The 19,712-nt window shown below is 70.7% G+C and carries 17 protein-coding genes and 1 tRNA gene; 4 read left to right on the top strand and 14 right to left on the bottom strand.

Annotated elements, in window-relative coordinates; genetic code table 11:
* Positions 1-3: 3 nt before the first annotated feature.
* The 5 genes from pdxS to pgsA all read right to left on the bottom strand — a co-directional run bounded on the left by pdxS (position 4) and on the right by pgsA (position 4,461).
* Complete coding sequence (gene pdxS / locus KVT45_RS23635; RefSeq protein WP_254647266.1) at positions 4-852, bottom strand: pyridoxal 5'-phosphate synthase lyase subunit PdxS; 849 nt, start codon at positions 850-852, stop codon at positions 4-6.
* A 163-nt stretch (positions 853-1,015) separates the two neighbouring features.
* Entirely contained in the window at positions 1,016-1,567 is a 552-nt protein-coding gene (locus KVT45_RS23630; RefSeq protein ID WP_217550563.1) for a hypothetical protein, read from the bottom strand.
* 154 nt (positions 1,568-1,721) lie between these two features.
* Positions 1,722-2,882, bottom strand: coding sequence for a glycosyltransferase family 4 protein (locus tag KVT45_RS23625; RefSeq protein WP_217550561.1), 1,161 nt, complete (start codon positions 2,880-2,882; stop codon positions 1,722-1,724).
* On the bottom strand, positions 2,879-3,787 hold the full coding sequence (locus tag KVT45_RS23620) for a phosphatidylinositol mannoside acyltransferase (RefSeq protein WP_217550559.1): 909 nt from the start codon (positions 3,785-3,787) through the stop codon (positions 2,879-2,881). Before KVT45_RS23620 ends, KVT45_RS23625 begins: the two co-directional genes overlap by 4 nt.
* Positions 3,784-4,461 (bottom strand): phosphatidylinositol phosphate synthase, encoded by a 678-nt coding sequence (gene pgsA / locus KVT45_RS23615; RefSeq protein ID WP_217550557.1) that lies wholly within the window; start codon positions 4,459-4,461, stop codon positions 3,784-3,786. Before pgsA ends, KVT45_RS23620 begins: the two co-directional genes overlap by 4 nt.
* A 280-nt stretch (positions 4,462-4,741) precedes the next feature.
* On the opposite strand from pgsA, the gene KVT45_RS23610 reads away from it, so the two are divergent.
* Together KVT45_RS23610 and KVT45_RS23605 are read left to right on the top strand one after the other, a co-directional pair.
* Entirely contained in the window at positions 4,742-6,940 is a 2,199-nt protein-coding gene (locus KVT45_RS23610; RefSeq protein WP_217550555.1) for an elongation factor G-like protein EF-G2, read from the top strand.
* Positions 6,941-7,145: 205 nt separating this feature from the next.
* The gene (locus KVT45_RS23605; protein ID WP_217550553.1) at positions 7,146-8,789 is read left to right on the top strand and encodes a hypothetical protein; all 1,644 of its coding nucleotides are present in this window, start codon (positions 7,146-7,148) and stop codon (positions 8,787-8,789) included.
* Between the two features lie 113 nt (positions 8,790-8,902).
* Here KVT45_RS23605 and KVT45_RS23600 read toward each other — a convergent pair whose 3' ends face one another.
* Positions 8,903-9,454: an HIT domain-containing protein gene (locus KVT45_RS23600; protein WP_245883206.1), complete on the bottom strand. Its 552-nt coding sequence runs from the start codon at positions 9,452-9,454 to the stop codon at positions 8,903-8,905.
* A 79-nt stretch (positions 9,455-9,533) separates the two neighbouring features.
* Here KVT45_RS23600 and KVT45_RS23595 point away from each other — a divergent pair, with 79 nt between their 5' ends.
* The gene (locus KVT45_RS23595) at positions 9,534-10,193 is read left to right on the top strand and encodes a potassium channel family protein (protein ID WP_217550549.1); all 660 of its coding nucleotides are present in this window, start codon (positions 9,534-9,536) and stop codon (positions 10,191-10,193) included.
* A gap of 27 nt (positions 10,194-10,220) precedes the next feature.
* On the opposite strand, the gene thrS is transcribed toward KVT45_RS23595, so the two are convergent.
* From thrS to KVT45_RS23580, 3 genes are all read right to left on the bottom strand, one after another.
* On the bottom strand, positions 10,221-12,197 hold the full coding sequence (gene thrS, locus KVT45_RS23590; protein ID WP_217550547.1) for a threonine--tRNA ligase: 1,977 nt from the start codon (positions 12,195-12,197) through the stop codon (positions 10,221-10,223).
* 110 nt (positions 12,198-12,307) lie between these two features.
* Positions 12,308-13,534, bottom strand: coding sequence for a hypothetical protein (locus KVT45_RS23585; RefSeq protein ID WP_217550545.1), 1,227 nt, complete (start codon positions 13,532-13,534; stop codon positions 12,308-12,310).
* Positions 13,531-14,097, bottom strand: a complete 567-nt coding sequence (locus tag KVT45_RS23580; RefSeq protein ID WP_217550544.1) for a DUF4365 domain-containing protein — start codon at positions 14,095-14,097, stop codon at positions 13,531-13,533. Before KVT45_RS23580 ends, KVT45_RS23585 begins: the two co-directional genes overlap by 4 nt.
* Positions 14,098-14,265: 168 nt before the next feature.
* Between KVT45_RS23580 and KVT45_RS23575 the strand changes: the two genes are divergently transcribed.
* Positions 14,266-14,991, top strand: a complete 726-nt coding sequence (locus tag KVT45_RS23575; protein ID WP_089103210.1) for a 3'-5' exonuclease — start codon at positions 14,266-14,268, stop codon at positions 14,989-14,991.
* A 35-nt stretch (positions 14,992-15,026) separates the two neighbouring features.
* On the opposite strand, the gene KVT45_RS23570 is transcribed toward KVT45_RS23575, so the two are convergent.
* The 5 genes from KVT45_RS23570 to KVT45_RS23550 form a co-directional block, all read right to left on the bottom strand.
* Positions 15,027-15,431 (bottom strand): nuclear transport factor 2 family protein, encoded by a 405-nt coding sequence (locus tag KVT45_RS23570; RefSeq protein ID WP_217550542.1) that lies wholly within the window; start codon positions 15,429-15,431, stop codon positions 15,027-15,029.
* 148 nt (positions 15,432-15,579) lie between these two features.
* Positions 15,580-15,654, bottom strand: a tRNA-Val gene (locus tag KVT45_RS23565).
* 39 nt (positions 15,655-15,693) lie between these two features.
* Positions 15,694-16,140 carry an SRPBCC family protein gene (locus KVT45_RS23560; protein WP_217550540.1) on the bottom strand — a complete coding sequence of 149 codons (447 nt, stop codon included), beginning with the start codon at positions 16,138-16,140 and terminating at the stop codon, positions 15,694-15,696.
* Between the two features lie 123 nt (positions 16,141-16,263).
* Positions 16,264-18,999, bottom strand: a complete 2,736-nt coding sequence (locus KVT45_RS23555; protein WP_217550538.1) for a Tat pathway signal sequence domain protein — start codon at positions 18,997-18,999, stop codon at positions 16,264-16,266.
* A gap of 119 nt (positions 19,000-19,118) precedes the next feature.
* Positions 19,119-19,697 (bottom strand): hypothetical protein, encoded by a 579-nt coding sequence (locus KVT45_RS23550; RefSeq protein ID WP_217550636.1) that lies wholly within the window; start codon positions 19,695-19,697, stop codon positions 19,119-19,121.
* Positions 19,698-19,712 lie beyond the last annotated feature (15 nt).

Raw genomic sequence — 19,712 nt, 5'->3', positions numbered from 1 at the left:
GTCTTACCAGCCGCGGTTGGCGTAGCGCTCGGCCTCGGGGAGGGTGTCGCAGTTGATGCCGACCATGGCCTCGCCGAGGTTGCGGGACGCGTCCGCGATGATCTTCGGGTCGTCGTAGAAGGTGGTCGCCTTGACGATGGCGGCGGCGCGCTTGGCCGGGTCGCCGGACTTGAAGATGCCGGAGCCGACGAAGACGCCCTCGGCGCCGAGCTGGCGCATCAGGGCCGCGTCGGCCGGGGTGGCGACGCCGCCGGCGGAGAACAGCACCACGGGGAGCTTGCCGAGCTCGGCGACTTCCTTGACCAGCTCGTAGGGGGCGCGCAGCTCCTTGGCGGCGGCGTACAGCTCGTTGTTGTCGCAGCCGCGCAGCTTGGCGATCTCGGCCTTGATCTGCCGCAGGTGGCGGACGGCCTCGACGACGTTGCCGGTGCCGGCCTCGCCCTTGGAGCGGATCATGGCCGCGCCCTCGGCGATCCGGCGCAGGGCCTCACCGAGGTTGGTGGCACCGCAGACGAAGGGGGTGGTGAAGGCCCACTTGTCGGAGTGGTTGACCTCGTCGGCCGGGGTGAGGACCTCGGACTCGTCGATGTAGTCGACGCCGAGCGACTGCAGGACCTGGGCCTCGACGAAGTGGCCGATCCGGGACTTGGCCATCACCGGGATCGACACGGCCTCGATGATGCCCTCGATCATGTCCGGGTCGGACATCCGGGCCACCCCGCCGTCCTTGCGGATGTCGGCCGGGACCCGCTCCAGGGCCATGACGGCGACGGCGCCCGCGTCCTCGGCGATCTTCGCCTGGTCCGGCGTGACGACGTCCATGATCACGCCGCCCTTGAGCTGCTCGGCCATGCCGCGCTTCACGCGGGCGGTGCCGGTCTCGGGGGTCTGGTTCTCAGTGGTGGACACGGGTGACCTCACTCGCTGGAAAAGAGGGTTTCTGCAAACACCGAGGAAACGCGAGTGGACCAGTCCACAGCAAGGGCCAATGGGAAGGCGGTGGATCGTTTTCCGGTCAGGCCGTGCGCTCGACCAGCGCGGCGGGCGGTTCGTCGTCCATCTCGAAGGCCAGCGGGAAGGGGGCGTGTCCGGCCAGCCGGAACCAGCGGACCTTGCGGTGCTCGCGCAGCCGGCGGGCCGCGCCGACGGCGTCGTTGTGGAAGCGGCGGGCCATCGGGACCCGGCGTACGGCCTCGGCCAGCTCACCGGCGGCGGCCTCGCCGCCGGGGGCCTGACGGACCTCCTCGACCTGCTGCGGGTGCTCGAAGACCGCACGCAGGGCCTGGCTCAGCTCGCTCTCGGCGACCTCCCGCTGCTCCTCCTCGGCCTGCCGGGCGGCATGCGCGGCCTCGTACAGCACGATCGAGGAGGCCGGATCCAGCACACCCGAGGTCGCCAGCTCCTGGGCCACGGAGGCGCGCCGCAGCAACTGGGCGTCGAGAGCGGCCCGGGCGGCGTCGATCCGGGCGTGCAGCCGGTCCAGCCGGCCGGCGGTCCAGCTGAGGTACAGGCCGATCACCACGAGGGCGGCGAGAATCCAGAGGGTCCAGATGAGGGAAGCGCTCACGGGCGGAACGCTATAGGACGCCCCGCATGCCTAGTCCCTGCAGGACGCGCCCCAAAGGGGCGCGGGAAACTGCGCGACCAGCCACGACGGCGCCGCACCCGTCAGACGTCACATCGCGGCACTTCCCGATATCGCGGCTCTCCCAGCGGAGCGCCTAGTCCCGCGCCAGCCCGAACCTCGCCCGCAGCCCCGACCGCTCGTCGGCCGCCACCGCCGCCGCGCCCGCCGTCACCGTCTCGTAGACGGACAGGATGTCCGCGCCCACGGTGGACCAGTCGAAACGCCGTACGTGCACGCTGCCGCGTGCGCGCAGCCCGGCCCGGCGCTCCGGGTCCTCCAGGAGCCGTACCGCCGCTTCCGCCAGCGCGTCCGCGTCCTCGTTGGCGAAGAGTTCGCCCGCCGCCCCCTGGTCCAGGACCTGGACGAAGGCGTCGAGGTCGGAGGCGAGGACGGGAGCGCCGGCGGACAGGGCTTCCACCAGGATTATCCCGAAGCTCTCGCCCCCCGTGTTGGGCGCGATGTACAGGTCGAGGCTGCGCAGGAAACGGGCCTTGTCCTCGTCGCTGACCATGCCGAGGAATTCGACGCGGGAGCGCAGCTCGGCCGGGAGGGACGCGACCGCGGCCTCCTCGTCGCCCCGGCCGGCCACCAGGAGCCGGGTCTGCGGGCGGGCCGCGAGGATCTTGGGGAGGGCCCTCATCAGCACCGGGAGGCCCTTGCGGGGCTCGTCGATGCGGCCGATGAAGCCGATCGTGTCGCCCTGCCACTCGGGCCGCGGCTCGGCCTTGGCGAAGAAGTCGACGTCGACGCCGTTGGGGATCACGACGGCGTCCCCGCCGAGGTGCTCCACCAGCGTGCGGCGGGCGTACTCGCTGACCGCGATCCGGGCGCTGATCTTCTCCAGGGCGGCCTGGAGGATCGAGTACGCGGCGATCATCGCGCGGGAGCGCGGGTTGGAGGTGTGGAAGGTCGCCACCATCGGGCCCTGGGCCGCCCAGCAGGTCAGCAGGCCGAGGGACGGGGAGGTCGGCTCGTGGATGTGGACCACGTCGAACGCGCCGTCGTGCAGCCAGCGGCGCACCCGCGCGGCGGACAGGAAGCCGAAGTTGAGGCGGGCCACCGAGCCGTTGTAGGGCACCGGGATCGCGCGGCCGGCCGAGACGACGTAGGGCGGCAGCGGGGTGTCGTCGTCGGCGGGGGCCAGGACGGAGACGTCGTGGCCGAGGCGGATGAAGTACTCGGCGAGGTCGCGGATGTGGAACTGGACGCCCCCCGGGACGTCCCAGGAGTAGGGGCAGACGATGCCGATCCTCACGACGGTCCCTTCGCGGGGTCCAGGTCGGCGAGCCACAAGCGCTGCAGCATGTGCCAGTCCTCCGGATGGTCGGCGATGCCGGTGGCGAAGGCGTCGGCCAGCGCCTGTGTCATGACAGACGTCTTCGCGGCCTTGTCACCTGACTCGGGTACCTCGATCGGGGCGTGGACGCGGCCCTTCATGACGGGGGTGTCGTCGTACCAGAGCGTCACGGGCAGGAGTATCGCGCCGGTCTGCTGGGCCAGCAGGGCGGGTCCGGCGGGCATCCGCGCGGTGTCGCCGAAGAAGCCGACCTCGATGCCGGAGGCGGACAGGTCGCGGTCGGCGACCAGGCAGACCAGGCCGCCGTCGCGCAGCCTGCGGGCCAGGGTGCCGAAGGCGGTGCCGCCGCTGTGCGGCAGGACCTCCATGCCGAGGCCCTCGCGGTAGGCGACGAAGCGGTCGTACAGCGTCTCGGGCTTGAGCCGCTCGGCGACCGTGGTGAACGGGGTCTCCAGCTCGGTGGTGACCCAGGCGCCGGCCAGGTCCCAGTTGGCCAGGTGCGGCAGCGCGAGGATCACACCACGGTCGGAGGCGAGGCCGTCGGTGAGGTGGTGGACGTCCTTGGGGACGAAGCCGGTGCGGATCCGTTCCTCGCTCCAGGACGGCAGCCGGAAGGACTCCATCCAGTAGCGCAGGTACGACCGCATGCCCGCGCGGGAGAGCTCGCGCAGCCGCTCGGGGCCGGCGTCGGGCCGCACGCGCGCGTAGTTGGACTCAAGCCGCTGGACGCCCTTGCCGCGCTGCTTCCAGGCGAGGTCCGCGACGGAGTTCCCGAGGCGCACGGCGACCGGCTCGGGGAGCTTCTTGACGGTGCTCCAGCCGAGACCGTACAGAGCGTCGGTGAGCCGGTCGGCGGTGGTCACTGTGCGGCCTCGCTCCCGTGGGAGGCCTTCTCCCGCTCGGCCGCGGCCTCCGCCTCGGCGGACTCCCTGCGGACCGTGACGACCCGCTGGACGAGGGTGACCAGGCTGCCCACGGCGACGATCCACAGGGCGATCGGGAGCAGGATCTGGATGCCCGGGACACCGAACTTGTGGAAGCCGGCCAGACCGGCCGCCACCAGCGAGATCACCAGGCGCTCGGCGCGCTCCACGAGACCGTTGACGGCCACCGGCAGCCCGATCGACTCGCCACGCGCCTTGGTGTACGACACCACCTGGCCGCTGGCCAGGCAGAAGATGGAGACGGCGCACAGGACGTTGTTGTTCCCGTTGCCCGCGTACCAGAGGGCGAAGCCGCCGAAGATCGCGCCGTCGGCGACCCGGTCCAGGGTGGAGTCCAGGAACGCCCCCCAGCGGCTGGTGCGGCCCAGCTGGCGGGCCATGTTGCCGTCCACCAGGTCCGAGAACACGAACAGCGTGATCACGATCGTGCCCCAGAAGAACTCGCCCCGGGGGAAGAAGACCAGCGCGCCCGCGACCACTCCGGCCGTGCCGAGGAGCGTGACCGTGTCCGGGCTCACGCCCCGGCGGATGAGAAACGCGGCGAACGGTGTGAGGACACGCGTGAAGAATGCACGCGCGTACTTGTTCAGCATGGCCTTCCCGACGGTCGTTGCGCCGTGTGGCCCCTGCTGGCCACCCCGGCTGGCCCATCGTAGTCACGCGCGCGTGTGTGCGACGGGTGGGCACTCTCAGTCGGGACCGGCCGCCGCGCCGGAAGGGTCCCGCGGGCACGATCACGTCCTTCGTATGGACGCACCGTGACGGGAGTGGAAAGCTCGAATAACCGCGGGCGTCATCGGAGCCGCCACCGCACGCGGCCCGCCATGCTCGCCCGCGCCCACAGAGACCTCACCGTGCACGGGAGGCAAAACCATGGGCGACAAGGTCAAGGAACACCCCGGAGCCGCCGGCAGGGCAATGGCGGCCGACCACCCCGCGTCTGTACGGAATGTGGTGCTGGTCGGCCACTCCGGATCGGGCAAGACCACATTGGTGGAGGCTCTCGCGCTGAGCGCGGGAGCGGTGAACCGGGCGGGCCGGGTGGAGGACGGCGGAACCGTCTCGGACTACGACGACATCGAGCACCGGCAGCAGCGCTCCGTACAGCTGTCGCTGGTACCGGTCGAATGGAACGGAATCAAGATCAACATCCTGGACACCCCGGGATACGCCGACTTCGTCGGAGAGCTGAGGGCCGGTCTGCGCGCCGCGGACGCGGCCCTCTTCGTCGTCTCGGCCTCGGACGGGGTGGACGGCTCGACCCGGATGGTGTGGGAGGAGTGCGCGGCCGTCGGGATGCCCCGGGCGATCGTCGTCACGCACCTGGAGGCCGCCCGCGCGGACTTCGCGGAGATGACCCGGGTGTGCGCCGAGGCGTTCGGCGCCGACGACCCGGACGCCGTGCTCCCGCTCTACCTGCCGCTGTACGGGTCGCAGGGTCCGGACGGGCACGCACCCGTGACCGGTCTTGTCGGGCTGCTCACGCAGAAGCTGTTCGACTACTCCACCGGGGAGCGCAAGGAGTCCGAGCCGGGCCCCGACCAGCTGCCGGACATCGAGGAGGCCCGCAACCGGCTCATCGAGGGGATCATCTCGGAGAGCGAGGACGAGACGCTCATGGACCGCTATCTGGGCGGCGAGCAGATCGACCTCAAGACGCTGATCGAGGACCTGGAGCGGGCCGTGGCACGCGGGGCCTTCTTCCCCGTCCTGGCCGCCGCCCCGGCCGCCGACGGCGCCCGCCAGGGCCTCGGCACGGTCGAGCTCCTGGAACTGGTCACCGGCGGCTTCCCGACGCCGTTCGAGCACCCCACGCCCGGAGTCACCACCATCGACGGCACCCCGCGCGACATCAAGCCGTGCGACACCGGCGGCCCGCTGGTCGCCGAGGTGGTGAAGACCGCCTCCGACCCGTACGTCGGCCGGGTCTCGCTGGTCCGGGTCTTCTCCGGCACCCTGCGCCCCGACGAGACGGTCCATGTCTCCGGGCACGGCCTCGCCGACCGCGGCCACGAGGACCACGACGTCGACGAGAAGATCGGCGCCCTGTCCACGCCGTTCGGCAAGCAGCAGCGGCCGGTCACGCATGTCATCGCCGGTGACCTCGCGTGCGTGGCGAAACTCGGCCGCGCGGAGACCGGGGACACCCTCTCCGGCAAGGACGACCCGCTGCTCATGGAGCCGTGGGAGATGCCCGACCCGCTGCTGCCGCTCGCCATCGAGGCGCACAGCAAGGCGGACGAGGACAAGCTCTCCCAGGGCCTGGCCCGCCTGGTCGCCGAGGACCCGACCATGCGGCTCGAACAGAACCAGGACACCCACCAGGTGGTGCTGTGGTGTCTCGGGGAGGCGCACGCGGACGTCGCCCTGGAGCGGCTGCGCAGCCGGTACGGCGTCCAGGTCGACGTCGTACCGCACAAGGTGTCCCTCCGGGAGACGTTCGCCGGCCGGTCCGCCGGGCGCGGCCGGCACGTCAAGCAGTCCGGCGGGCACGGGCAGTTCGCGATCTGCGAGATCGAGGTGGAACCGCTGCCGGGCGGCTCCGGCATCGAGTTCGTCGACAAGGTGGTCGGCGGCGCGGTGCCCCGGCAGTTCATCCCGTCCGTCGAGAAGGGCATCAGGGCCCAGGCCACCAAGGGGGTAGCCGCCGGCTACCAGCTGGTGGACGTGCGGGTCACGCTGCTCGACGGCAAGGCGCACTCGGTGGACTCCTCCGACGCCGCCTTCCAGACGGCGGGCGCGCTGGCCCTGCGGGAAGCCGCGGCGGACGCGAAGATCCATCTCCTCGAACCGGTGGCCGAGGTGTCCGTGCTGGTCGGCGACGACTACGTGGGCGCGGTGATGAGCGACCTGTCCGGGCGGCGCGGCCGGGTGCTCGGCACCGAGCAGACCAGCGGCGGACGCACTCTCGTCAAGGCCGAGGTACCGGAGTTCGAGATCGGCCGGTACGCGGTCGACCTGCGCTCCCTCTCGCACGGCACGGCCCGGTTCAGCCGCTCCTACGCGCGACACGAGCCGATGCCACCGCAGATCGCCGAGAAGATTCGCGAACAGGCCAAAGAGGCCTCCTAGTTGGTCTCGCGGTGGACAGCGGGGGACGACAACGGCCGGCAACAGTCGGCAACAGTCGGCAACGGGATCGTTCGGCGGGCGGCTTCGGCCGTCCGCCGACGGTCTGCCGGTGGCTGGAGATACTCTGAGTACTTGATCAACAGGTGTGCGGAGTACGGAAGTCGGGAAGGCCGCAGAAGCGGGACGGCGGCAAGTGGGGGCGGGAATGAGCTTCGAGGACTTCTTCGGGCCACAGGTGCCCAGGCCGGGCGGCGAGGCGCAGGCACCGACCTACGCCCTGGCCTCGGCGGCCTACCGGGACACACCGATGGAGGAGATCAAGAAGGCCGACAACGAATGGCACCAGTCCACGGTCAGCGAGGGCCGCAAGTGGGCGAAGATATTCCGGCCCAACTTCGGTGAGGCGTACTCCCAGGCGGTCATCGACCGCATGCTGGGCGTCGGCCGCAAGCCGCTCATCCAGTCCTTCGGCAGCGAACCGCAGGTGGTCGTCGAGCACTGCCTCGCGGCCAACCGCATCCGCAAGGAACGCGACCAGCGGCTGACCGCCGTCATGTTCCTGTGCGGCGTGCTGTTCCTTCCGGGGCTGCTGGTCTGGCTGCTGGTCTTCCAGCTCCGGACGACCATGCTGAAGGCCGACAACAAGCGGGTCTCCGGGCTCGGCAGCGCCCTGCTGGCCGCCGTCGGCGTCGTCGCGGTGATCTTCCTGATCCGGATGCCGCTCAACGGCTTCTGGGGATGGTACGCACGCGGCTGCATCGTGCTCCCCGTCGCCGGCTGGTACCTGGCCAAGCGGCTCTGCGAGCGCACCGCGAGGGACCTGCGCGAGGCCTGGGACGGCCTGCTGTCCGGCGGCAGCGTCGGCGCGAAGGTCCCCGAGGCGGTGCCGACCAGCCCCGACCAGGCCGCGGCCGAGCAGCTGCGCCAGTCCCTGGCCCGGCTCAGCGCCGAGCAGCAGTCCAACTCGGTCTTCTACGCCGGCCCCAAGGGCATACTCGGCATGGGCACCCGCTGGGGCTCCTGGCACCTCGCGGAGGAACTGGTCCCGCTCGATCCGGTCAAGGGCATCCACGAGTTCCGCGCCTGGACGGTCGTCCGGGAGATCGAGAAGGAGCTGAGCGTGCTGCACCGGCAGCACCTGAAGACCGGCGGCTTCCCGGAACCGCAGGTCAAGCACTGGATCGTCACCCATGTCGGAGAGGGCGCCAAGGCGGTGTCCAGGCCCGAGGGGACGGACTACAAGGTGGGGCCCGCCGACGTGGAGCGGATCTGCAACAGCAACCACTTCGACAAGGGCGAACGGCACTACCTGGGCGTGCAGTGGCCGTACCTGTGGGACGGCGGCCTGATCATCACGATGATGACCACCGTGACCGTGCTGAAGGAGACCCTGCGGATCGAGGTCACCGGACACGCCCTCGGCCCGGTCAACGGCTTCTTCAGCGGCAAGCCCGAGGCGCCCACCAAGACGGTCGCCAAGACCGTCCGGTTCTGGGAGACCCGGACCATCAAGCTGCCCCTGGTCACCCCGGACGAGGTGGTCCGGCTGGCCGCGCGGGCGATGATCAGCTGGTATCCGCCGCTGCTGAAGTGGCTCGGCGGTTCCATAGGCCTGCCCGAGCCGTTCGGCCTCCGGCACGCCTGGGCCGACCAGCCGTGGAAGCACCGCTTCATGGCCGACGACGCGCTGCGCGCGGCCACACCGGTGCTCCGGGCGGTGCACCGGGCCGCGTTCACCGTGCTCAAGGAGCACGACGTCAACATGGACAAGTTCAACTCGCGGGCGGGAGCGCTCAGCGGGTCGGTCCAGGACGCGTCACCGAAGAAGGCCGACACGTACGACGCGTGAGCCTCCGGCGGTTCGGCCGAAGGGGCGGGGCGGGCACCAGCCCCTGGGGGCTGCCGCCCCCAGACCCCCGCTTCGGCCTGGACGGCCTCGTCCTCAATCGCCGGACGGGCTGCTCAATGTGACGTCGGCCAGGCCTCGGCCAGCATCTTCCGCGTGTCCGCCAGCAGCTGCGGCAGCACCCGTGTGTGGCCTACCACCGGCATGAAGTTCGTGTCGCCGCCCCAGCGCGGGACGATGTGCTGGTGCAGGTGGGCCGCGATGCCGGCGCCGGCCACGGAACCCTGGTTCATGCCGATGTTGAAGCCGTGGGCGCCGGACGCCGTGCGCAGCGCGGTCATCGCCTGCTTGGTCAGCTCGGCGAGTTCCACCGTCTCCGGGCCGGTCAGGTCCGTGTAGTCGGCGACATGGCGGTACGGGACCGTCATCAGGTGGCCGCCGTTGTACGGGTAGAGGTTGAGCACGGCGTAGACGTGCTCGCCGCGCCGGACGATCAGCCCGTCCTCGTCGGACTTGGCCGGGATCGAGCAGAAGGGACAGCCGTCGTCGGCCCCCGGACCGGTCGGCTTGTTCTCACCCTGGATGTAGGCCATCCGGTGGGGTGTCCACAGGCGCTGGAACGCGTCCTGCGTCCCCACTCCGATCTGCTGCTCGGGCTCACTCGTCATGCTAGGCAGCATATGGCTTCGCCCGTTCGCGGCGTGTCGCCGGGGCCGGGGGAAACGGCTCGCCAGCGAAGCTGGGCGGATGGACGACGAAAGCCGGCTGAACCGCTGGGACCGCAGGACCGACCTGCCGCTCGGCATCGGGGCGCTGGTGTTCCTCGGCTCGTACGCGGTGCACGTGCTGGTGCCCGGGCTGCCGGAGGCCGCGCACGCCTTCTTCCTGTCGCTGATGTACGCGGCCTGGGTGATGTTCGCCGTCGACTACGCGGTGCGCTGGCGGCTCAGCGGCGAGGGACCGGGGTTCGTACGGCGGCACTGGCTGGACACGGTCGTCCTGGTGCTGCCCCTGCTGCGGCCGGTGCGGGTCGTGCGGACCTACGAGGCGATGCAGCGCCGGCGCGGGGAGCCCCGGCTGGCGCTGCACGCGCGCGTGGCGGCCTACTCGGCGTTGTCGATCTCACTGCTGGGCTTCTCCGGCGCCCTCGCCGTCTACCAGGCCGAACGCTCGGCCCCGAACGCCAACATCCGCACCTTCGGCGAGTCCCTCTGGTGGACCTGCTCGACCCTCTCCACGGTCGGTTACGGCGACTACGTCCCGGTGACCACCGTGGGGCGGTTCATCGCCGCGGGGCTCATGGCCTGCGGTCTGGCACTGCTGGGCACGGTCACCGGGTCGTTCTCGTCCTGGATGCTGCAGAGGTTCTCACTGAACGAGGACGAGAGAAGGCCCCCGGAGCACTGATCTCCGAGGGCCCCTGACGGAGGCGGATCAGACCTGGGTCCGCTCCTCGACCACCTTCACGATCTTGGCGATGGCCTCGTCGAACGGGATGCCGTTCTCCTGCGAGCCGTCGCGGTAGCGGAAGGAGACCGAGCCGGCCGCCATGTCCTCGTCGCCCGCGATGACCATGAAGGGCACCTTCTGCTTCTGGGCGTTGCGGATCTTCTTCTGCATGCGGTCGGAGGACGCGTCCACCTCGACCCGCAGGCCCTTCTTCTTCGCCTCGGCGGCGAACTTCTGCAGGTACTCGACGTGCCCGTCCCCGATCGGGATGCCCACCGCCTGGACCGGCGCCAGCCACGCCGGGAAGGCGCCCGCGTAGTGCTCCAGGAGCACCGCGAAGAACCGCTCGATGGAGCCGAACAGGGCGCGGTGGATCATCACCGGGCGCTGCTTGGAGCCGTCGGCGGAGGTGTACTCCAGGTCGAAGCGCTCGGGCAGGTTGAAGTCGAGCTGGACGGTCGACATCTGCCAGGTACGGCCGATGGCGTCCTTGGTCTGCACGGAGATCTTCGGGCCGTAGAAGGCGGCACCGCCCGGGTCGGGGACGAGCGGGAGGCCCTGCTTCTCGGCGACCGCGCGGAGCGTCTCGGTCGCCTCCTCCCAGACCTCGTCGGAGCCGACGAACTTCTCCGGGTCCTTGGTGGACAGCTCCAGGTAGAAGTCGGTCAGGCCGTAGTCGCGCAGCAGGTTCAGGACGAAGGTGAGCGTCTTGTCGAGCTCCTCCGCCATCTGCTCCTTGGTGCAGTAGATGTGCGCGTCGTCCTGGGTGAAGCCGCGGGCCCGGGTGAGGCCGTGCACGACACCCGACTTCTCGTACCGGTACACGGTCCCGAACTCGAAGAGGCGCAGCGGCAGTTCACGGTAGGACCGGCCGCGCGCGTCGAAGATCAGGTTGTGCATCGGGCAGTTCATGGGCTTGAGGTAGTAGTCCACGCCCTCGTCGAGCTGCATGGGCGGGTACATGCCGTCGGCGTACCAGTCCAGGTGCCCGGACGTCTCGAAGAGCTTCCCCTTCGTGGCGTGCGGGGTGTAGACGAACTCGTAGCCCTCCTCCTCGTGCCGGCGGCGCGAGTAGTCCTCCATCACCCGGCGGACGACGCCGCCCTTGGGGTGGAAGACGGCCAGGCCGGAGCCGATCTGCTCCGGGATGGAGAACAGGTCCAGCTCGCTGCCCAGCTTGCGGTGGTCGCGCTTCTCGGCCTCGGCGAGGAAGTCCAGGTACTCCTTCAGCTCGTCCTTGGACGGCCAGGCGGTGCCGTAGATGCGCTGGAGCATCGGGTTCTTCTCGCTGCCGCGCCAGTAGGCGGCCGCGTTGCGCATCAGCTTGAACGCCGGGATCAGACGGGTCGACGGCAGGTGGGGACCACGGCAGAGGTCCTTCCAGCACAGCTCGCCGGTCTTGGCGTCCAGGTTGTCGTAGATCGTCAGCTCACCGGCGCCGACCTCGACGTCCGCGCCGTCGTCCGAGGACGCCGAGCCCTTCAGGCCGATCAGCTCCAGCTTGTACGGCTCGTCCGCAAGCTCCTCGCGGGCCGCCTCGTCGGTGACGACACGACGGGAGAACTTCTGCCCCCGCTTCTGGATCTCCTGCATCTTCTTCTCGATGGCCTTGAGGTCATCGGGGTGGAAGGGCTTCTCCACATCGAAGTCGTAGTAGAAGCCGTCCTTGACCGGCGGGCCGATGCCCAGCTTGGCCTCGGGGAAGAGCTCCTGGACGGCCTGGGCCATGACGTGCGCGGTGGAGTGGCGCAGGATGCCCAGACCGTCCTCGGAGGAGATCTCGACGCCCTCGACGGTCTCGCCGTCCTGCACCTCGTACGCGAGGTCCTTGAGCTCACCGGCCACCCGGGCGGCGATGATCGAGCGCTCGCCGGCGAAGAGCTCGGCGGCCGTAGTGCCCGTCGTCACCACGCGCTCGTCCCGCTCGGAATCGCGTTGGATGATCACACGGACGTCTGACACCGGTCTCTCCTGACTGAAGGTGGATGCGGCGCCATACCAGGAGCGCGCGCAATAGGGGATCGTACCGACCCCTGCCCTCCGTCCGCGAAACGGTTACCGACAGTCCCCGGTCAGTCGCAGTCGTCCCCGGTGCACGCCTCCTCGAAAAAGTCGAGGTTCTCCTGGAGAGACTTCATCAGCCGGTCCCGCTCGGCCTCCTCCACCTGGACCGGCGCGACCCCGTAGGCGCCGGACAGCCGCCGGAAGCCTCCCCGGCTCTCCAGCCGCCCGTGCACCCGCACCGGGAGTCCGACGAGGTGGGCCTGTCCGGCGATCCGGTAGTCCTCCTCGTCGAGGGTGACCCTGACGTACGGCACCTCGGCCCCGGCGATCACCCGCAGCCGTACCGCGCCCTCGCCGCGCGGCTCGGAGCGGCGCATCCGGACCACGGTGCCGGTGACCCGGACCGCGACGGAGGGTTCGTCGCGCAGGTAGCGGGCGCCGGCCTCGCGCAGCACGGGCAGGTCGCCGGGCGAGAACTCGACCGGTTCGGTGGTGGCCGCGCAGTCGTCGGGGACCCCGGCGCCCGGCGCCCACTCGACGGATATGCGGGCGCCTTCCGTGCCCCGCACGAGGGTGACGAGCGCGTCGGTCAGCTCCCGGCTCACACCGGCCTCGACGGCGCCGTCGAAGGCGTCCATGCCGCCGGTGGCCCGCTGGTAGTCGATGGCCTCACGGGCGGCGTACAGGGCCTGGTGCAGGCGCACGGCGAGGGGCCGGCCGGTGCCGACGGGCACGAAGGCGGTCAGGCCGCGCCCGCTCTCCGCCGAGCCGACGAGGACGGACTCCAGCATGGCGGCGGCCGCGCGCCGGTGCCGGGCGCCGTAGTAACCGGCACGCGCGCGGGTGGCGAGGGCGCCGGCCAGCAGGGTCTGCCGGGCGGCGGTGCGCAACTGCTCCTCGACCGTCCAGGACGCGGCGTCCGCCTGCCCGCTCGGCACATCCCGCCACCAGCGGATCTCGTCGCTGGGTACGGCGAGCCCGACCAGCACCTCGCGCGCGGCGGGCGTACCGATGCGCACCAGAGCCGTGAGCGCCTCCCCGAGCAGGTCGTCGCTGTCCGGGAAGGCGCGGCTCTCGGGCACCAGCAGGCTGGTACCGGTACTGCCCGGCCCTGGTGGGGTCCAGCGGCCGTAGCGCCCCGGGGCTCCCCCGCGCCGCTGCCAGCCGTGCCGGCGCAGCAGGGCGCCGAGGACCGCGGGGTCGACCTCGGTGGGCTCGGGAGGATGGTTCCAGTGGGGCTCCACCGGATGCGGCCGGACTTCCCGCAGCTGCTCCTCGTACGGACGGTGCCTCATGGTCGTCCTCCCGTCCCGACCCGCGTCATGATCTCGCAGAGCGCCCGGTCGTCGAAGATGCGCGAGGTCGGAACCCGCACGGTGGTCCGGTTCCGGCCGGTGATCGGATGCCCTGCCAGGTTGACCCAGTAGCAGCAGTGGCGCAGATCGAGCCGGTCGTGGCTGGCGCGCAGCCAGTCGTCCTGGGAGCGCGGTACCAGCATCACCACCAGGATCTTGTGCACCGACACCGGTGTGCGGGCGAGCTTGCGCAGGTGGTCGTTGTCCAGCGTGAAGGAGAAGAAACGTCCCGGCGGGTTCGGTGCGATCTGGTAGGTGCACTTGAGCTGTACCTTTATCGTCACCTCGTCGTCGATCGTGTGACCGGGCGAGCCGTGGCTGGCGTGCCAGTCGATGCCGTTGTCCGGGAATGGCTGCGACAGTGAGCAGCCGGCCGCCGCCGCGACGGCATGCAGATAGCCCACCTGCAATGTCTCCATGCAGGCGGTGGTCGCGAGTGTGCCGCGATGGGGGCCCGTGCGTTCGGGCAGCAGCCCGCCCCGCTCGGGCTGCGCTATCGCCATGACCAACAGCCTTCCCAGCCAAGAGTTTCCCCGTGACGGGCCGCTGAACTGCAAAGACCCGCACTCCTGTTGTGTCCTTCCGGCGTACGTCGCAAACGGCCCGGGTATCACCAAACGGGCAGAAGACGGTACGTCATCTGCCGTGGGTGAACGAGGAGTTGTATTGGCATGACGTGCTGGTACGAGGGGCCCCTGGCGGCCTTCGACACGGAGACCACGGGCGTGGACGTGGAGACCGACCGCATCGTTTCCGCCGCGGTCGTCGTCCAGGACGCCCCGGGCACCCGGCCCCGGGTGACCCGCTGGCTGGTCAACCCGGGCGTGCCGGTGCCGGAAGCGGCGACGGCGGTGCACGGGCTGACGGACGAACACCTGCAGCGCAACGGCCGTTGGCCGGCGCCGGTGGTGCATGAGATAGCCGAGGAACTGGCCGAGCACGCGGCGATGCACCGCCCACTGGTGGTGATGAACGCGCCGTTCGATCTGACCCTGCTGGACCGCGAGTTGCGCCGCCATCGGGCGTCCTCGCTGGACCGCTGGTTCGAGGCGAGCCCACTGCTCGTCCTCGACCCCCGGGTCCTGGACAAGCATCTGGACCGCTACCGCAAGGGCCGCCGGACCCTGACCGACCTGTGCGCACACTACGAGGTCACCCTCGAGGGCGCGCACGACGCGGGCGCGGACGCGCTCGCGTCCCTGGAGCTCGTACGGGCGCTGGGCCGCCGTTTCGCGACCCGCCTGGAGCGCCTGACCCCGGCCGAGCTGCACACGTTGCAGACGACCTGGCACGCGGCGCAGGCCCGTGGCCTCCAGGCGTGGTTCACCCGCAGCGGCACACCGGAGACGGTGAGCACGGACTGGCCGCTGCGGCCGGAGCTGCCGACGGCTGCGTGACGGAGGGGGGCGCCGCGACCGGCGCCCCCCTCCGATCAGGCTCTCGTGATGGTGCGTCCCGGCATCGGCTCCGCGAGCGCGAGCCGCCGTGCCGGGGCGCCGAACGGGCCGGCGAAGTACTGGGTCTCGTGCATCACGCGCTGGTCGGCGAATTCCATGATGCTCACCGAGTACGACGGCACACCGTCGTAGGTGATGACGCATTCACTGACCCACACCGTCGCGTGGCCGGTGATCCGCAGGACGGTGAAGTGCCGGTCGGCCGGGTGCCCGCCGCGCTGTGCCGCGATGGCCTCGCGGCCCCGGAAACGCTCACCCGACTGCGGGTAGTCCAGGATCGCGTCGGCTGCGTAGACGGCGTGCTCGGCCTCGACGTCCCCGCGTTCGGATGCCCGCCAATGCTCCTCGATCGCGGCCCTGATCCGGGCATCGGTGTCCATGGCACCACCCTTCCGTCGCGGGGCCAGCCTAGGCACCGCGGACGCGGCCGGCCGAGGGACAGGCGGGCGCGGGACGTCGAGTCCACCGTTCGGCCGGACCGCGGAACGGCAAAAAGGCCGGTCTGCAGATGCAGACCGGCCTTCCCGGTGGTGGGCGATACTGGGTTCGAACCAGTGACCTCTTCGGTGTGAACGAAGCGCTCTCCCACTGAGCTAATCGCCCGGGAACGCAGTGAACGATACAGGTACCGGCGGGTTTCGTTCAAACCGCTTGGAGGTGCCTGAGCAGTCCGCGCCGTCCGGAGCGCATCATCAGCCGGTGGTTGAGCCGGAAGAACGGCCGCCCCAGCAGGGCGAGTCGTCGCAGCAGCGGCTTGTTGACGTCGACGACCTGGTCGTAGCGGGCGAGGGTACCGGTGCCGTCCGACGTGATCGTCCACCGGGCCCAGCCCTCGATGTCACCGGTCATCGAGATCTCCAGCACGCCGGCCTCCGGATCGCGCCGTACCTCGTGTGCGGTGAACGTGAGGTCGTAGGGGATGAACGACCGGATGGTGAGGACGGCGACGGAGTCGTCCAGCTGGTTCACCGAGCGCACCTGGGGCCACCAGCCGGGGTACCCGTCCACCGTCCGCAGCGCCTCGTACACGGTGGCGAGCGGTACCGGGAGGGGCCACAGGCTGCGGAAACGGTAGTGGTTCCAGTCCATGGCCGCAGTCTGTCGCAGACCGTGCATCTGAGTACGCGTACTCATGCCGGCACGAAGTGACCTGGACCACACTCGGCGGTACGAGCGCCGCCGCCCGTGCGACGGCGCTCCCCCACCCCTCTGTCAGGGCATCCTGTCGCCGAGCAGGGCCAGGTTCTCGATGGCGGCCAGCCCGTACAGCGCGGTGTCGTTGGAGGACACCCAGCTCGCCTCGGCGCCCGCGACGAGCGCGACCGGGCCGGAGAGCGGCTCGGTCTTCCACGGCGAGGACTCCGTGTAACCGTCGGAGCTGTAGAACTTCGTCCACGCGCGCGTGGCGAGCGTCGCGTCGCCGGTCTGTACGGCGGCGTAGGCGTCGAGGCGCGAGTGGCCCTGGAAGAGCAGCAGGGTGCCGAAGTTGGAGCCGTAGCGTGCCGCCTGTTCCGCCTTGGTGGCGTTGAAGTAGCGGCAGTAGTCGAAGTACACCTGGTTGAACTCCGGCATGTCGGTCAAGTAGATGAGTTCGGCGCAGAGCTCGTTGAGGCCGAAGACCGCCGAGAGATGGGAGACGGAGACCACCGGGGTGGCGGCGGTCGCGAACCTGCCGGTGTCGAGGTCGTAGAGGCCGCTGCCCTGGACGAAGCCGTTGGGCTGGGCGGCGATGCCCTCCATGGTCGACAGGACGCGGGCCTTGGCCTTCTCCCACTTGGGGCCCTTGCGCTCCCACTCGGTCAGCCAGGCCGACACCAGGCCGCTCCAGTCGGTGCCGAAGCCGATGGAGAGGGCGTGCCGGTCGGGCGTGTAGGGGTCGGTGCGGACCTTGCGCTGCGGGTCGAGGACGAGGAAGGTCTCGTCGGAGTCGACGTTGGCGGCCATGAGGTCGCCGACGCGCTCGTCGGCGGTGAGGAAGTAGTAGAAGCGCCGGTAGGTGGTGTTGGAGATGCGCTGCTGCTTGGCGCTGTCCGCGTAGTGCTGGATGCCGTGCCGGGTGCCGAGGCCGGCCCACTGGCCGATGTGGTAGACGTCGACCTCGCCGGTGTGCCGGGTGAGCGCCTCGGCGAACCGGAAGATGTCCGAGCGGCCGCTCCTGAGGTACGCGTACCAGAGCCACAGGTCGGGCGAGAGCTCGGAGTTGTCCCAGGCGTAGCCGCCGACGTCGTACCGCCACTGGTGGCGCACGGTGTCGTAGGTGTGCATGAAGTCGCCGTAGTCCCAGAAGCCGTACCAACGGCGTTGCTCCACCTGGTCCTTGTAGTAGGTGAAGAGGAAGTCCAGGTGGTCCTCGATCTTCGCCTTGGCGGCGGTGGAGCGGTCCGGCTCGGAGTAGAGGCCGGGGCCGAAGACCTTGGCCTTGATGAGCTGCCTGGGCGGGGCGGTGAGCTGCGGCAACGTCCTTACGGCCTGGACCTGTTCGGCCAGGGCGTCCGCCGAGGGGGTCGACTCGTTGGCCCAGAAGAGGAGTTCGGAGGTGCGGGCGATGCCGTACGGCGTGCCGAACTCGGGCTCGTAGTCCTCGTAGGTGATGTTGAGGCCTTCGAGCTGTTCGGCGTACGTGTCCTGGCCCATGCCGTCGTGGTAGAAGCGCAGGTCCATCGGCTGGGCCTCGGGCGACCACAGCCAGAGGGTGACCTCGGCCGCGTCGGTGTGCGCGTCGCGGATGTCGAGCTGCGCCGGGAACTTCTCCCAGAAGTCCCGCAGGCCGAAGGAGAGTCCGCCGCTCGCCCCGCCGACGTAACCGAACCCGGAGGCCCGCCCGCCGCCGCCGGCCGGGATCCAGCCGTACCCCTTCTTCGTGCGCTTGCGCAGGGTGAAGCCGTCGGCGGAGAGCTGGGAGAGGGTGTAGTCGCCCCAGTGCGGGATGTACTGCAAGCGTGTCGTCACCCGTTGGTCCCAGGTGGACGGGTCGGGCAGTTTCTCGCCCGCGTACTGGGCCGCCTGGACGGCCGCGCCCGGGTCGCGCCGCAGCCCCGTGATGCCCTGGACGGCCTCCCGCAGCAGGCCGGTTCCCTCACCGCCGATCCGCACGTGCCGGTCGTACGCCTCGTCACGCATCGGCACGCTGAAGCGCACGCCGAGCCCGCGGATGAAGTCCCCGCTCACCTTGCCCGGCTCCTGCGTGCCGTCGTAGGTGATCGTGTGGACCATGCGGAAGGAGTCGGCGCCCGCGTAGAAGTAGAGACGGATCGAGAACGGCAGCCAACTGCGGCTCCCCTTGCGGTGTTTGCCGTCGATCCGGACGACCGCGCGGACCGGGCCCTCCTGCTCGACGGTGACGGAGTCGATCGCGCCGTCGAAGCGCTCGGTCCTGACCTGGCCCTGGTCCTCGTCCTCGATCTCGGGCTGGCGGATGAGGACGAGCCGCCCGTTCCTGGCGATCTCCGTCGAACCCCGGGTGACGGACTTGACGATCGTCGAGCCGTTCTTGCCGATCTTCACTGCGATCACGCCGGTCGACACGTCGATGGTGCCGCCGCTCTTGTCGACGGTGACCCTCTGGGCAGGGGCGGCCGGATCGCCTGCCGCGAGGGTGAGCCTGCCGGTGCCGGAGCCGACCGCGTGGGCGGTCCACTTGAGGGAACCGTCCGGCCAGTAGGCGATCGGCCAGGACTGGACGGGCACATCCCTGCCGTCCTCGTCTGTGAGCGCGAAGGCCTGGTCCTCCTGGAACGCGCCCATCGGCCAGGGCACGCCCACGGTCGAGCCGGGCGCGGCACCGAGGCCGCCGTCCTCCAGCCAGTCCAGGGTCACCGGGTCCGCGTCGGCGGCCTCGGCTCTGGGCGCGGCCTGCGCGTCCTTCGCGCCCAGGGCCCAGCTGAACTGGGCGGCGGCGCCGGCGACGGCGGCCGCCTTGAGGAGGGACCTGCGGGGGATGGGAGACATGGTCCGCCTTTCCTTTCCGTGCGGGTGCAGGGGCGGTCGTAGGGGTAGCGATGGGCGATGGTCAGGGGCATGACAGGGGAAGGTGCGACGCCGGGGCGCCCACCCTGGTGCGAGGCCGGTCAGCCGCGGCGGCGCCGGTGACGCTCCTCCACGGCGACGGCCGCCGCCGCGAGGGCACCCAGCACGGGCACCGCCAGCGGCGCGACGAGCAGGGCGGAACAGACCACGAGGACCGCTCCCCCGACGAGCAGGAAGGATCCGCCGGGGTCGAGGACGGTACGGCGGCCGGCCGCCGCGAACAGGGTGCGCCAGCGGTCGCCGGGCGCCCAGACGGCCGCCGCGCGGAGCCCCGCGACCGCGAGGCCGATCACCGCGAACAGGCCCACGGCCCCGACGAGCGGCCCGCCGGGCAGCCCGGCCCGCACGGCCTGGACGTCCAGCCAGGCGGCCGCGGCAGCACCCCATCCGGCGAGCCCGACGAGCAGGCCGCCGGGCAGGGCGGCCCGGAAGTCGCTCACGAACTCCCGCAGGCCGCCGCCCACCTGACCGGTACGGCGACGCAGGTGCCGGGCGCCGGCGGCGAAAGCGGCCGGGTAGGTGACGACCCCCAGGGATGCGACGGCGATCCAGACCCCGGTGAGCAGACATTCGGCGAAGACGGCGAACCTCTCCGCGAAGACGGACGGCTTTGCGCGCACGTCGGCCACGACGTC

It is taken from the genome of Streptomyces sp. GbtcB6 (genome assembly GCF_019091475.1).
GTDB classification, from domain to species: Bacteria; Actinomycetota; Actinomycetes; order Streptomycetales; family Streptomycetaceae; genus Streptomyces; species Streptomyces hyaluromycini.
The sequence above is the reverse complement of the archived record's forward strand: the minus strand, read 5'-3'. Positions and strand labels throughout refer to the sequence as shown.

What these genes read in the sequence shown, in the direction of transcription:
- pdxS (WP_254647266.1), bottom strand. Translation starts at nt 852, where the DNA reads ATGGCCGAGCAGCTCAAGGGCGGCGTGATCATGGACGTCGTCACGCCG.
- pgsA (WP_217550557.1), bottom strand. Translation starts at nt 4,461, where the DNA reads ATGCTGAACAAGTACGCGCGTGCATTCTTCACGCGTGTCCTCACACCG.
- KVT45_RS23610 (WP_217550555.1), top strand. Translation starts at nt 4,742, where the DNA reads ATGGGCGACAAGGTCAAGGAACACCCCGGAGCCGCCGGCAGGGCAATG.
- KVT45_RS23605 (WP_217550553.1), top strand. Translation starts at nt 7,146, where the DNA reads ATGAGCTTCGAGGACTTCTTCGGGCCACAGGTGCCCAGGCCGGGCGGC.
- KVT45_RS23600 (WP_245883206.1), bottom strand. Translation starts at nt 9,454, where the DNA reads ATGACGAGTGAGCCCGAGCAGCAGATCGGAGTGGGGACGCAGGACGCG.
- KVT45_RS23595 (WP_217550549.1), top strand. Translation starts at nt 9,534, where the DNA reads ATGGACGACGAAAGCCGGCTGAACCGCTGGGACCGCAGGACCGACCTG.
- KVT45_RS23585 (WP_217550545.1), bottom strand. Translation starts at nt 13,534, where the DNA reads ATGAGGCACCGTCCGTACGAGGAGCAGCTGCGGGAAGTCCGGCCGCAT.
- KVT45_RS23580 (WP_217550544.1), bottom strand. Translation starts at nt 14,097, where the DNA reads ATGGCGATAGCGCAGCCCGAGCGGGGCGGGCTGCTGCCCGAACGCACG.
- KVT45_RS23575 (WP_089103210.1), top strand. Translation starts at nt 14,266, where the DNA reads ATGACGTGCTGGTACGAGGGGCCCCTGGCGGCCTTCGACACGGAGACC.
- KVT45_RS23570 (WP_217550542.1), bottom strand. Translation starts at nt 15,431, where the DNA reads ATGGACACCGATGCCCGGATCAGGGCCGCGATCGAGGAGCATTGGCGG.
- KVT45_RS23560 (WP_217550540.1), bottom strand. Translation starts at nt 16,140, where the DNA reads ATGGACTGGAACCACTACCGTTTCCGCAGCCTGTGGCCCCTCCCGGTA.
- KVT45_RS23555 (WP_217550538.1), bottom strand. Translation starts at nt 18,999, where the DNA reads ATGTCTCCCATCCCCCGCAGGTCCCTCCTCAAGGCGGCCGCCGTCGCC.